At 41.2% G+C, this 13,766-nt stretch carries 13 protein-coding genes; all 13 read right to left on the reverse strand.

Annotated features, from left to right (window positions below; all coding sequences use genetic code 11):
* Window positions 1-376: 376 nt before the first annotated feature.
* The 13 genes from HT679_RS03445 to HT679_RS03505 all read right to left on the reverse strand — a co-directional run bounded on the left by HT679_RS03445 (window position 377) and on the right by HT679_RS03505 (window position 13,757).
* Window positions 377-604, reverse strand: a complete 228-nt coding sequence (locus tag HT679_RS03445) for a hypothetical protein (protein WP_050234264.1) — start codon at window positions 602-604, stop codon at window positions 377-379.
* A gap of 618 nt (window positions 605-1,222) precedes the next feature.
* Window positions 1,223-2,203 carry an acetylxylan esterase gene (locus HT679_RS03450; RefSeq protein WP_173213004.1) on the reverse strand — a complete coding sequence of 327 codons (981 nt, stop codon included), beginning with the start codon at window positions 2,201-2,203 and terminating at the stop codon, window positions 1,223-1,225.
* 314 nt (window positions 2,204-2,517) lie between these two features.
* Window positions 2,518-4,533 carry an ATP-dependent DNA helicase RecG gene (gene recG / locus HT679_RS03455; protein WP_173213006.1) on the reverse strand — a complete coding sequence of 672 codons (2,016 nt, stop codon included), beginning with the start codon at window positions 4,531-4,533 and terminating at the stop codon, window positions 2,518-2,520.
* Between the two features lie 18 nt (window positions 4,534-4,551).
* On the reverse strand, window positions 4,552-5,655 hold the full coding sequence (gene alr / locus HT679_RS03460) for an alanine racemase (protein ID WP_173213009.1): 1,104 nt from the start codon (window positions 5,653-5,655) through the stop codon (window positions 4,552-4,554).
* Window positions 5,645-6,007: a holo-ACP synthase gene (acpS, locus tag HT679_RS03465; RefSeq protein ID WP_173213179.1), complete on the reverse strand. Its 363-nt coding sequence runs from the start codon at window positions 6,005-6,007 to the stop codon at window positions 5,645-5,647. Before acpS ends, alr begins: the two co-directional genes overlap by 11 nt.
* Window positions 6,008-6,051: 44 nt before the next feature.
* The gene (locus HT679_RS03470; protein WP_173213011.1) at window positions 6,052-7,083 is read right to left on the reverse strand and encodes a 3-deoxy-7-phosphoheptulonate synthase; all 1,032 of its coding nucleotides are present in this window, start codon (window positions 7,081-7,083) and stop codon (window positions 6,052-6,054) included.
* A 1-nt stretch (window position 7,084) separates the two neighbouring features.
* Entirely contained in the window at window positions 7,085-8,116 is a 1,032-nt protein-coding gene (locus HT679_RS03475; RefSeq protein ID WP_050267559.1) for a 3-deoxy-7-phosphoheptulonate synthase, read from the reverse strand.
* 80 nt (window positions 8,117-8,196) lie between these two features.
* Window positions 8,197-10,710 carry a preprotein translocase subunit SecA gene (gene secA / locus HT679_RS03480; protein ID WP_173213013.1) on the reverse strand — a complete coding sequence of 838 codons (2,514 nt, stop codon included), beginning with the start codon at window positions 10,708-10,710 and terminating at the stop codon, window positions 8,197-8,199.
* A 145-nt stretch (window positions 10,711-10,855) separates the two neighbouring features.
* Window positions 10,856-11,146 carry a hypothetical protein gene (locus tag HT679_RS03485; RefSeq protein WP_173213015.1) on the reverse strand — a complete coding sequence of 97 codons (291 nt, stop codon included), beginning with the start codon at window positions 11,144-11,146 and terminating at the stop codon, window positions 10,856-10,858.
* Window positions 11,147-11,156: 10 nt separating this feature from the next.
* Complete coding sequence (locus HT679_RS03490) at window positions 11,157-11,807, reverse strand: ABC transporter ATP-binding protein (protein WP_001235271.1); 651 nt, start codon at window positions 11,805-11,807, stop codon at window positions 11,157-11,159.
* Window positions 11,808-11,810: 3 nt separating this feature from the next.
* Window positions 11,811-12,452 carry a hypothetical protein gene (locus HT679_RS03495; protein ID WP_000475785.1) on the reverse strand — a complete coding sequence of 214 codons (642 nt, stop codon included), beginning with the start codon at window positions 12,450-12,452 and terminating at the stop codon, window positions 11,811-11,813.
* The gene (locus tag HT679_RS03500; protein WP_000701267.1) at window positions 12,445-13,236 is read right to left on the reverse strand and encodes a hypothetical protein; all 792 of its coding nucleotides are present in this window, start codon (window positions 13,234-13,236) and stop codon (window positions 12,445-12,447) included. Before HT679_RS03500 ends, HT679_RS03495 begins: the two co-directional genes overlap by 8 nt.
* Before the next feature lie 185 nt (window positions 13,237-13,421).
* Window positions 13,422-13,757, reverse strand: coding sequence for a hypothetical protein (locus HT679_RS03505; RefSeq protein ID WP_173213017.1), 336 nt, complete (start codon window positions 13,755-13,757; stop codon window positions 13,422-13,424).
* Between the last annotated feature and the right edge of the window lie 9 nt (window positions 13,758-13,766).

Consider the following 13,766-nt stretch of genomic DNA (forward strand, 5'->3'; position numbering starts at 1 on the left):
CCACTGCTCCTACAATCATAGAAACCGCTCCTACCGATAGTTTCCTAATGCTATAACGACACTTACGTTCTTGAACACTCCGATTCATACTGATCCTCTCTATATCTATATCCCGATTTCTGAAATAAGATATTTACTCCAGAAAATACACTTAGTTTGTCTTTTCTTAACTTTCTTTTACTACAGTTCATTTAAATGACAAAAATGAACTAAACAAACTATCTCAAATCGGTGTCAATTTTCCCCTCTCCTTTCTCCAATCAGACTCCTACCAATCTAGTTTATCTACCAGGACACCGCTGCAATTAAACTAAAATATCTCTTTATAAGCAAATTATTGGACATCGGCTTATGCTATTTACACCATACTTTCTGCTCAATCCTTATCGAACACTTTTTCAAATAGCTTTTCGTAGGCATAAATACTTATAGAAATAATGGGAAATATAATCAAGCTTACAATCAGAATCTTATCCAACTTAAAGGGGACAATCCCAAATAAGTGAAGAAATAAATCAATCAGAAAACTGTCGAAAAAAACTGTCAAAAGTAGTTCAACTTGTCTTTTTCTCTGCTTTTTTGTCTTGAATGCCTTAAATATCATATTATTCCCCTTTTCTAAGCTTCAATCCCTTCTCTCTATCTGTCATTTCGCATAGCTACTACTATTTTTACAGCAATCTATCTTTAAATATACATAAAGATAAGATTCTATCACTTTTTATAAGTGTTAGCAAATTTATTATACCTCATTTTTAAAACGCTTTCAATACAGTGTGATATAATAGATTTTAGTTTCAAGAAACTCTTTTATATAATAATCTCCTTGAAAGTAGTTTCAGCTGAACATTTATAGTCCATAAAAAGAAAACAGAGATTCATCTGTTTTTATACTCAATGAAAATCAAAGACCAAGCTAGGAAGCTAGCCGCAGGTTGCTCAAAACACTGTTTTGAGGTTGTAGATGAAACTGACGTGGTTTGAAGAGATTTTTGGAAAGTATTAACACCTACAGACAAGCCTGACGATAGCAAGAACTCCCCTACTCGATAGGTATCGGATTTTGCTTTCTGAAAAAAATTATTTTAAGCAATTTGACAAAGCTAGCAACAAAAAATTCTATAAATATTTCCATGATAAAACGCATAGTATCAAGGTTTCTTAATCCCCTGATACTATGCGTGTTTGTGATTTTTAAGATTTTGTGCCTAGAGTCGACTCCTTATTTTAGATATTTAAAAGGGATCTCACTCCCACAGAGCCAGTTGTAGACTTGGTCATTGACAAATACATTCATGGCTTCGTGGGCATACTCTGGCATGATGCGATAAGCCTTATCGCAGGTCAGACGATTATAAATCGCAAACTGGGTAATGGGATAGCAAACATCGTCATCCAAGCCCGTAATCATCTTAACCTCACCCTTGATACGATGGGCAAGATTTTTCACATCGATATAGGCCAGGGTCGCCATGATTTCCTCCTCTGTTTCATGAAAAGGATCGTGAAACTTGAAATAACGGAACAGTTCGTCGTAAGCCTCGCTGGTATTCCCAATCTCAAGCACTCGTCTAAAGTCTGACAAGAAGGGATAGATGGCAACTGTTTTCTGAATTCGAGGATTGAGCGCTGCTGCAACCAAGGCTAGAGCGCCACCTTGAGAAGCACCATAGCTAGAAAGTCGCTTCTCATCTACCTGAGGCAGACTAGCAACAATTTCGATCAACTGGTAAATGTCCAGATAAACATCCTTATAAAAGAGGTGCTCCCGACCCTCCACAGCACCACGGATGATATGTCCCTTAACGGTATTTCCAAGAGGAGAACGCAAGCCGTCTTGCGAGTAACCTGACTGGCCCCGCACATCCATGGAGACAACACCGTAACCAGCCACGGTAAAGGCCAGCATGTCGGCCCAGTCCCAACCACGTCCCATATAACCATGGAAATGGAAGATTAGCGGAACCTTCTCCTCACTCTTTGGAAGAACAACGCGTGCATAGACCTTACCTTCCTTGCTTCCTTCAAACGTTAACTCATAGCACTTAACTTGAGGAATGTGGAAATTTCTTTCCTCCAACTGGTAGACTGGAAGAGTTGAAACTTTTTTCACTTCCTCATCCCAGAAAGCATCAAAGTCCTCTGGAACCTCATCCCTTCCTAGATAGGTCTTCATTTCTTCTAACAAATCTAAATTTTTCATAGCATGCTCCTTTTTTTGTAATCGCTACCACAACTGTAGCATATCTAGGGAAGCAATGCAAGAAAGAAGGGTAAATAGAAAGTGAATTTAGCTTTTCTTCCTTCAAGCCTATTGACTGAAAGTAGTTTTAGAAACGAAAAAAGAGCATTTCGCTCTCTCTTCTGTTTATACTAGTTTTTTACTTCTTTCTTTTGGAAAGCGGTTGGGTAATTTACTTTAATCGTTACTGTCATATGAGAGTCCTCGTTTCTTTTTGATGACTCTAGTATAAGGGCCAAACCTGAAAGCTAGCTTAAGTTTTCCTTAGAGAAAGCTTAATCCAGATGTTCTTTCTTTTCCAGATGAAAGGCAATCATGCGCCACTCTGGATCCTCTTGCCAGCCTTCAATAGAACTAATGTAGCTAGCAACCTTTCTGGCTTCTTCTAAAATCGGAAAATCTTCGATAATATCAGCTACTTGGAACTCTGGGAGTCCTGACTGTCTGGTTCCAAAAATCTCACCTGAACCACGCATTTTCAAATCTTCCTCCGCAAGGACAAAACCATTGGTGGTTTCTGTCATGATGCGCATGCGGTCTTTCCCAGAATCCGTCTTGGGATTGGCAACAAGAACAGCATAGGACTGCTTATCTCCCCGACCGACACGACCTCTAAGCTGGTGAAGCTGGCTGAGACCGAAACGATCGGCATCCATGATAATCATGACGGTCGCATTGGGAACATTGACCCCAACCTCGATAACCGTTGTCGAAACTAGAATATCCGTTTTTCGCTCTTTGAACTCCTGCATGATCTGGTCTTTTTCGTCACTCTTCATCTTACCATGTAGAAGAGCCACCTCTGCCTTGCCTGCAAAATGAGCCGTCAACTCCTCTGATAAGGCAATGGCATTTTTCAAATCCAGAGCTTCTGATTCTTCAATCAAGGGAGAGATGACATAGGCTTGAGAACCTTTTTGAATTTCCCCCTCTAACCAAATCAAGACCTGAGGTAGTTGCTCATGCTTGATCCAGCGCGTCACAATAGGCTTCCGACCCGCAGGCATCTGGTCGATAATGGAAACATCCATATCACCAAAGGCTGTGATAGCCAGCGTCCGTGGAATGGGAGTCGCCGTCATCATGAGTACGTCTGGATTATCCCCTTTTTCCCGTAAAATACGCCTTTGCCCCACACCAAAACGGTGCTGCTCATCGATGATAATCAAACCAAGACGAGCATACTCCACCCCATCCTGAATCAGAGCGTGGGTTCCGATAATCAAATCAGCCTCACCCTTAGCAATAGTCTCCGAGACTTCTCTCTTTTCTGCAGCTTTCAAGGAACCTGTCAAGAGAGCCAGTTTCAAGTCTGGAAAAAGGTTCTGTAAACTCTCAAAATGTTGCTCTGCAAGGATTTCTGTTGGCACCATGAGGGCTGCTTGATAGCCAGCTGTCACCGCCGCAAACATGGCCAAGCCAGCGACGACTGTTTTTCCACTTCCCACATCTCCTTGCAAGAGACGATTCATGTGATGGTCGGACTTCATATCAGTTAAAATTTCCTGTAAACTCTTTTCCTGAGCTTGGGTCAGAGCAAAAGGTAGACTTTCTTTAACAGCCGACACTTTTTCCTGAGACCACTCCAGAACCAGACCGCTTCCCTGAACTCTGTTTTCAGACTTGAGCGTCTGCAATTGCATTTGGAAATAAAAGAGTTCTTCAAACTTGATACGGCGAAGGGCCTGCTTGTATTCTGCCAGATCCTTTGGAAAATGCATAGCTCGGACAGCCTGACAACGGGACATGAGTTTGTATTTGTCCAGCAAAGACTGGGGAAGATTTTCCTCTATCAAGAGGTCCAGTCCTTGATCAAAGGCCGTCTTGATAACTTTGACCAGACTGGCCTGACTGATTCCCTGAGCCAAGCGATAGACAGGTTGGAGGTCATCTTCCACCTGAGCCAGAACCTTCATCCCAGTCAGACTAGCCTTGGCGCGGTCCCATTTTCCAAAGACAGCAAGAGTTGCTCCCAACTCTATTTTATCAGCCAGATAGGGCTGGTTAAAGAAATTCACCGCAAAAACGACTTCTCCCTGCTTGAGGCTAAAGCGCAGACGATTGCGCTTGAAACCATAATACTGAATACTGGCAGGAGTCACGACTTGACCAGATAGGACTGCCTTTTCACCGTCTTCCAGATCTAGCACCTGCTTGGTCTTAAAATCTTCGTAACGGAAAGGAAAGTAGAGCAAGAGGTCTTGCAAATTTTTAATTCCTAGTTTGGCGTATTTTTCTGCTGACTTTGATCCCACACCAGGTAAGACATGCAAGGGTTGATGTAGATTCATGCTCCACTCCTTTCTTTTCTAATCATATTCTCTCGGAATGCGATCGCTGAGGAGACAAACCACCTCATAGTTAATAGTGCCACGGTAGGTCGCTACCTGAGTTGCTGTGATTTCCTTGCCCCCGTTAGAACCAATCAAAGTTACCTTGGTTCCGAGTGGGTAAAGCTTAGGCAGACGAATGGTGATTTGGTCCATCGAAACCCTGCCGACGATTGGGCAAGCTTGGCCATCTACCAAGACAGAAAAATTCTGCATGTCTCGTGTCCATCCATCCGCATAGCCGATTGGCACGGTCGCGATGACCTGCTCGCTATCTGCCTGATAGGTCGCTCCGTAGCCCATGCAAGCTCCAGCTGGAACTGTCTTGACGTGAACCAAGGCAGATTCCAAGGTCAAGGCTGGAATCAAGTCATAGGGTAAGTCCAAAACCTCTCCGCTAGGATTAAGACCATACATGGCATCTCCCATACGAACCGCATTAAAAATAGTCTCTGCGTGCCAAAGAGTCGTTGCCGAATTACTGGCATGAACCAGCTCTGGAAGACCTTTCATACTGGCCAAAATAGTTTTAAATCTCTCTAACTGGACATTAAAGTAGTCATCTGATTTTTCGTCTGCAGTAGCAAAGTGGGTAAAAATCCCTTCAACACAAGCACCGTGTTGTTGGAGCAAAACTTGAGCCTGCTCAGCCTCACCGGCCTCTCGAAAACCAATCCGTCCCATTCCTGAATCAATCTTGAGATGAACTGTCAAACCTGATAGGTCTGCTTCCCTATCTAAGAGTGCTTGAATCCACTCCAGTCCAGCCGCTGTCAAGGTGATGTCGTATTCTTTAGCTAGAGCAACAGCTTCGATTTCAGAAACTCCTAAAATGAGGATTTTCTTCCTGAGTCCAGCATGTCTGAGTTCAATGGCTTCATCAATATTGGAAACGCAAAAGCCATCGACATCATCTTGAATCGCATTGGCAACGGCAACAGCCCCATGCCCATAGGCATTGGCTTTGACCACTGCCCACTTGAGTGTCCCCTCAGGGATATGAGCCCCCATTTGCTGAATATTTTGTCGAATAGCTCCCAGATGAATCAGAGCCTTGGTTGGTCTATGTGGACTAGCTTTCATGATTTTCCTCCAAAATGACACTGGCTGTCACAAACTGATCGGTATGGCTGATAGACAGCCAAATCTTTCCTGAAAATGGTGCCTGACTAAAATAAGGCGCCCCGCGTTCATTGTTCAAGACTTCCAAATCCTGAAAACCGAGCTTGCCAATACCCGTTCCCATAGCCTTGGAAAAGGCCTCCTTAGCCGACCAACGACCAGCCAAATATTCAATCTGTCTGCGCCCTTTAAGACTGGTGAAGCGCTCCATTTCCTGAGCGGTCAGCACGCGCTTAGCAAAGCCTTCATGTCGTGCAGCCGCTCTTTCTATCGAAGCCAATTCTTCGATGTCAATTCCGTGTCCAACTATCATTCTCATCAAAAGGAGTTGAGATTCCCCAACTCCATCCTTTTCACTTATTTTGTCAAGGTAGCATAAATCTCTTCTACCAAGGCCTCTGTATTTTCCCAACCCAAGCAAGGATCGGTAATAGAGCAACCAAAGACCTCTGGTTGGTTTTGACGACCATCTGCTAGGTAAGATTCAATCATAAAGCCTCGAACCGTCTTTTTGATTTTCTCATTCCAATCACGATTTTGCAAGGTCTGGCGAACAATTCGAATCTGCTCCATATACTGCTTGCCTGAGTTATCATGGTTGGTATCAATGAGGATAAAAGGATTTTCAAGTCCCATGGTTTCATAGCGTTCAATGGCTTGGAGTAGGTTTTCATAGTAGTAGTTCGGCATATAATTGCCATACTCGTTAACTGCTCCACGGAGGATGACATGGGACAAAGGATTACCTGAAGTCTCAACTTCCTGCCCATGATAAAGGAAGGTTTGCTTGTTTTGAGCAGCATAGATGGCGTTAAACATAACACCCAAATTTCCTGAGGTTGGATTTTTCATCCCTACTGGTGCATCAATCCCAGAAGCCACAAAGCGGTGCTCTTGGTCTTCCACAGAACGAGCTCCAACGGCATGGTAGCTGACCAAGTCATCCACCAAGATCAAATTTGACGGATAAAGCATCTCATCTGCCGTCGTCAAACCAGTCTCTGTAATCACGCGGTAGTGCAACTGGCGCACAGCCTGCAAACCGTTAATCAGGCTTGGAGCCTTAGAAGTATCTGGCTGGTGAACCAAACCTTTATAGCCGTCTCCGTTGGTGCGTGGTTTAGCTGTATAAACACGCATGACCATGAAAATCTTGTCCGCCACCTTCTTTTGCAAGGCTGATAAACGGTGAGCATATTCCAAGACAGCCTCTTCATTATCAGAAGAGCATGGACCAATCACCAAAAGGATACGATCATCTTCTCCTGAAATAATGTCTGCCAATTCTCTATCACGGCTTTCCTTGAGTCTCAAGGCTTCCGCAGACAATTGGGTTTCAGCCTTGATGACTTCCATATCGATTTCTTGACCTTTTTCAATAAATGCCATCTTATTCTCCTAACGTTTTGTAAATTTCTCTGACAAGAGCTTCTGTGTTATCCCAACCCAGGCAAGGGTCTGTGATAGATTTGCCAAATACTTCTGGCTCATTTTGTCGACCATCTTCCAGATAAGACTCAATCATAAAACCACGAACGAACTGCTTGATTTTTTCATTCCAAGCACGGTTAATCAAGGTCTGGCGGACAATTCGGATCTGTTCCATATACTGCTTGCCAGAATTGTCATGATTGGTATCAATGATGATAAAGGGATTTTCCAAGCCCATTTTCTCATACTGGGCAATGGTGTCAATTAAATTGTCATAATAGTAGTTGGGAATATTTTTTCCATACTCATTAAGAGCACCACGAAGAATGGCGTGCGAAAGCGGGTTCCCAGTTGTTTCCACTTCTTTTCCTAGGAAAAGGAAACTTTGTTTGTTTTGAGCAGCATAAATCCCATTAAACATGACATTGAGATTTCCAGAGGTTGGATTTTTAAAACCAGTAGAAAATCCTGCCCCACTGGCCACAAAGCGGTGTTGCTGGTCTTCAACTGAACGGGCACCAACTGCCATGTAAGAAATCAAATCATCTACTAGCGGAAGATTTTCAGGATAAAGCATTTCATCAGCAGTTGTCATCCCTGTTTCTGTGATGACACGATAGTGAAGATGGCGCACGGCTTTGATTCCGTTGATGAGGCTAGGGGCTTCTGTCGCGTTAGGCTGGTGAATCAAACCCTTATAGCCATCTCCGTTGGTACGGGGTTTGGCTGTATAAACACGCATAACCATAAAGATACGGTCTGCCACTTCTTCTTGCAAAGCTGCCAAACGCTTAGCGTATTCAAGGACAGCTTCTTCATTGTCAGATGAGCATGGTCCGATTACCAAGAGAATTCGCTGGTCTTCTCCACGTATAATGGCTTCTAGCTCTTGATCGCGCTGTGATTTTCTCTCCAAAGCTTGGCCTTCTAATTTTGATAAGGCACGAACTTCTTCAATATTTATTTTAGGACTTTTTGCTGTAAATACCATAACTCATCTCCTTATAAAGCAAACGGATACCAAGTAAAAATTTACTTTTCACAAGGTATCCGCCTCTAAACTATCTCATTTTATTGTCTTTTACCGTGACAGTTTTTAAACTTCTTACCAGAACCACATGGGCAAAGTTCATTGCGTCCAATCTGGCTCAAATCCAAATCTTCTGGCATACTTGCTTGGTGGGCAGCGATATTGCGAGTCGCTGTTGTACTGATATGGCGTTCTGCCTGTGGTCTTTCTTGTTCATGAATTTGTGCTTTCATCATCAAGCGTGTCACATCAAACTCAATCGAACCAATCATATCATTAAACATACGGAAACCTTCTGCCTGATACTCAACAACAGGGTTGTTCTGAGCATAGCCACGAAGTCCAACCGCGTTACGCAATTGATCGAGGGCATCGATATGATCTGTCCACTTGTTATCTACCACTCGTAGAATCAAGACTTTTTGGAATTCTTTAACTGCTTCTTCATCGCGTAGTTTTGAAACCTGACTATCGTAAACCTGCAAGGCACGTTGGAAGAGCTCTTCCTTGATGGCCTTATCAGACAAGCCTGACAAGTCTTCCATCGTAATAGAATCTTCTGGAAGCAAGTTGTACTTAGCAAAGTTCAAAATCGCTTCTAGTTTTTCATCTTGTTTGGCACGCGCATGACCATCAACGACACGTTCAATCGTGCGTTTGATCATAGCCTGAATTTCAGGTGCCAAGTCACGGTCTGCAGTGATGACATCGTAACGTTGAGCGTAGATAATCTCACGTTGTTCACGCATGACATCATCGTATTGAAGGACTTGTTTACGAGTATCGTAGTTATTTCCTTCGACACGTTTCTGAGCTGCTTCAACCTGACGCGTCAACATACGAGACTCAATGGCCTCTTCAGACATGTTGAGACGTTCAAATATTCCCTTCAAGCGTTCAGAACCAAAACGTTTCATCAAGTCATCTTCAAGAGAGAGGTAGAATTGTGACTCACCTGGGTCTCCTTGACGACCTGAACGTCCACGAAGCTGGTTATCGATACGACGGCTTTCATGGCGCTCTGTACCAATCACACAAAGTCCTCCAAGTTCACGAACCCCTTCACCAAGCTTGATGTCGGTACCACGACCGGCCATGTTGGTTGCGATGGTAACGGCACCTCGTTGCCCAGCATTCATGATAATTTGGGCTTCTCTATAGTGGTTTTTGGCATTCAAGACTTCGTGAGGAACGCCAGCTGCGACCAATTTCTTAGAAATGTAGTCACTTGTTTCAACCGCTACTGTACCAACCAAGACAGGCTGACCTTTTTGGTAACGAGCCTTAACGTCTTCGACAACCGCTTTAAACTTAGCCTCGATACTTGAATAAAGAAGGTCTGAATGGTCAATACGTTGAACAGGACGGTTTGTTGGGATTGGAATAACACGAATGTTGTAGATTTCACGGAATTCTTCTTCCTCAGTCTTACCTGTACCTGTCATACCAGACAATTTCTTGTACATACGGAAAAGGTTTTGGTAAGTGATTGAGGCAGATGTCTTGGTTTCATCCTGAATTGGCACACCTTCTTTAGCTTCAATAGCTTGGTGCAAGCCATCAGAATAACGGCGACCTTCCATGGTACGACCTGTAAATTGGTCGACAATCAAGATTTCTTGCTCTTCGCTCACAACATAGTCAATATCGAGAAGCATGATATAGTTGGCACGAAGGGCGTTATCGATAAAGTGAGTCAGAGCTACATTTTCGATGTCATAGAGGTTTTCAAGCTTGAAGTAGCTTTCAGCCTTGTCAATCCCTGAATCAGACAAACCAATAGTCTTAGACTGCACATCGATGATGTAGTCGTCTTTGTCCAAAGATTTTACATAGTGGTCTGCCATGTGGTAGAGCTGACTGGTTTCAACTGCGTTAGCACCTGATACGATTAAAGGTGTACGGGCCTCGTCAATCAAGATAGAGTCAACCTCATCGACCAAGGCATAGTTGAGCGGGCGTTGTACCATGTTTTCAGCGCGAACGACCATGTTATCACGAAGGTAGTCAAATCCGATTTCTGAGTTGGTTGAGTAAGTAATATCACACTCATAGGCTTCTTTTTTCTCCATTGGAGACTTGGCAGCCAAGTTAATCCCTACTGACAAACCAAGCCATGAGTACAATTCACCCATCTCAGTCGCGTCACGTTCTGATAGATATTCATTTACCGTAACTACGTGAACCCCTTTGCCTGAAAGGGCATTGAGGTATACGGGCATGGTCGCAGTCAAGGTTTTCCCTTCCCCTGTACGCATCTCTGGCACGTCACCATGGTGAAGAACGATCCCCCCCATGACCTGAACCTTATATGGGAAGAGACCTAGGACACGTTTGGCACCCTCACGGACAACTGCAAATGCTTCATAAAGCAATGAATCCAGTGATTCTCCATTTTGATAACGTTCTTTAAATTCAACTGTTTTTGCTTTTAGTTGATCATCTGTCAAAGCAGCCATTTGATCTTCGTATTTGAAAACCTTGTCAGCCATCTTTTCCAGACGACGGATTTCTCCTTTATCATTTTCGATAATTGTTTTTAAAATATTAGCCATGTTTTTCCTTACTTTAAATTCCGAATATTTTAGAATGTTCTTTTAATTTTAGCACAATTACTGATTATTTTCAAGGAAGAATCCCCATTTTGAAAAGGAAAAAGAGGCTAGTTTCCAAGCTAACCTCTCTGACTTTTATGATGATTTAATTGCCAACAAAAATCGGCAAAATCGCAAATAGGATAAATAGATTTATCCAAAGAGAAAAACAGCAGATCAATCCAAAAACAAAGAGACTGACTTTCTTGGACAGCAAGGCCATCAAAATCGACAGAATTCCAAAAACTAGTAAAACTTTCTGCATGATTAAGAGATTGATAGATATTCCCAGAACTGGTTTATCCCAAGGAACAAAGAAGAAAGCCAGCCAGATCAGCAGAACTAAACCAATATAGAATTTAGAATATTGTGTAATAAATGATTTTAGATGTGCCATAAGCTACCTCCTAGGATTGTATATCCTTTATATATTGTATATGTCCGTTTTCGACAACTAATACATCTGTACAAAGATCTGAAATATCTTCCGATATGTGTGACGTCAGGATAACCAGACTATTTTCTTTTTTCAGGTAAGATAAAATGACCTGTTTGGTTAACCTCACACTCTTCTCATCTAAAGCATTCATAGGTTCATCGAGAAAGAGTATAGATGGTTCGGCAATAAAGGCTTGAATCAAGGCCATTTTTTGTTTCGTTCCTAAGGATAAATGACGGTACTCAACGTCTTCAAATTCCTGTAAATCATAATATTGGATCCAATCGGCAATTCTTTTTTCCGTAACTTTAGATGAAAAACACCTTAACAATTCCAAATTTTCTCTAAGGGATAAATGAGATAAAAACTCGACTTTTTCAATTAAAACCCCTGCATCCTGAATATAATGATTTTTTATCCCGTAGACTTCCCCATCTTGAAGAACTTTTCCTTTATCAAGCTTAATATAACCAGCAAGTATCTTTAAAAGAACTGTCTTACCAGATCCATTATCACCTTTAAGACCATAAATATTTCCTGATTGAAAGACCAGATTCAACTCATTTAAAATAGGTCTTTTCCCATAAATTTTCTGTCCATTTATAATTTCAAGTCTCATCGTTTATCCTTTCTTAAATTTCTCTTCCAAGCGACTAACAATCAACATAACTAATAAACTTAAGAGTACTAAATACACTGTTACAATATGATCCATCATCCATTCTTGTCCCACAAATGCTAAAAAATAGAGAAAAAAGGAAAAACCAGCGCCCGCACTAATAAGTGCTATCAGATAAGACAGTAGTAAGTACAAGATCATTAACTGAGCAAGTAAAAAGAAAAGTGCGACTGTTTTGAAATGAATTCCTAGAGGAAGTAAACCAAGGAACCAGACAAATAAATCTTGAATAAAAAATTTAGAGATGACAACCAATCGTTTCCTTGTATAATCGAAAAAGGAGGTTGATTGATAGCGGATCAAGTGATGGTAATGGTCTGCCAAATCAGTTTCAAGTAAAATGACAGAGAGCCATCCTACCATGAAAAGCGAAAGATTTAACAAGAGTTTGGGGATTTCTAAATTCGCTTCAGAATAGTCATTATAGGAAAAGATTGAAATCAATTCCCTCTTGAAAAAGAGAAAAACATCCTGCTTTTGAACCGCTATTGACAATAGATAGTTAATCAAAATCATCATCAGAACTATACGAAGTAGTAAAACGATCTTTCTCTTTAGCCAAATATTGTTAAAGTTCTTAAACATTATCTTCATATTTTTTAAGTACCATATAGGGGACAATATAAAGGATATAAGGAGTAAAGAGTCTCATCAAACTTACATCCCCATAGCTAGCTTGCATCAAACTCGTCATAGGAACCATATAGTATGGCAAGATACTATAGAGCATCATAGAACCAAGCCAAAGAAACATCAAATAGGCAATTGCCGAACGAGTCACATTCCCTAAATAATCAACTATTTTAAAAAAATAGACTGCATTGATGAAAATACCGATTAGTAGGACACAAGTAAAGAACAAATAGCTTGTTATCTCTCCATCTAGGAGCCTTTGTAAACTACTCCCATCAGAAAATAGAGAATTCCATTCAAGAGGAGAAAAAGTCCCAAAGAAATAAGTTAAAATTGCAATTATCAGCACAGTCACTAAATATATCACACAAGGGATACTTGCAAGTTGAAAAGTCAACTTTCTTTTTAACCCTTGATAACTCACTTCTCTTCCAATACTCAATCGTAAAACTTTATTTTTCAGCTCAATATATTGAAAACCTAGCAAAACAATGATGATTGGAATAATAAATGATTGATAAAAACCTAGATTGAACTGGAGAATACGAAAATCTAATGCTGATTTTAATAAGTCATTTTTAATTGCTTGTCCATCGAATTTAGCTAGATCGGGCGCATGAATATCAAAAAAGAAATAAGTCATCAAAACATCACGATAAACCAAAGCAAGAAAAAGCAAAGTAAGCAAGACATAAACAAATTTATGCCTTGCCAAAGTTAAGAGAGGAATCTTCATAAGCCACCTCCTACAAATAGAAAGTAATATAATACTCAATGAAAATCAAATAGCAAACTAGGAAACTAGCCGCAGGTTGCTCAAAGCACTGCTTTGAGGTTGTAGATAAGACTGACGAAGTCAGTAACCATACCTACGGCAAGGCGACGTTGACGTGGTTTGAAGAGATTTTCGAAGAGTATAAATCAATGCCTTCCGCCTTTAGACTTCCCTAGTTCTCGTCTCAAGCGAAGCATTTTTTTGAAACAGGAATAAGTTAACCAATTCAGACCAATAGCTAGCAGAATAAAAAGAAACCAAATGCCCCATAACTTGATATCTGTCAAATTTCTCAAGACGATATTGAAAAACAGAACTGAAACAACTGCCCAAGCAAGGCTAAAAAGAGCATAGAGGGGAATGTAAAACCAGTAAAAATAGTAAAAAATTGGGAAAAATTTACTTTCTCTATTATCCTTTTCAATCCAGCTGAAAAAGTAAAACCAGGGAAATAAGATTATAAATTTAAACAAATGTTTCATCGACACCTC

Source organism: Streptococcus sp. 4886 (genome assembly GCF_013276485.1).
Classification (GTDB): domain Bacteria; phylum Bacillota; class Bacilli; order Lactobacillales; family Streptococcaceae; genus Streptococcus.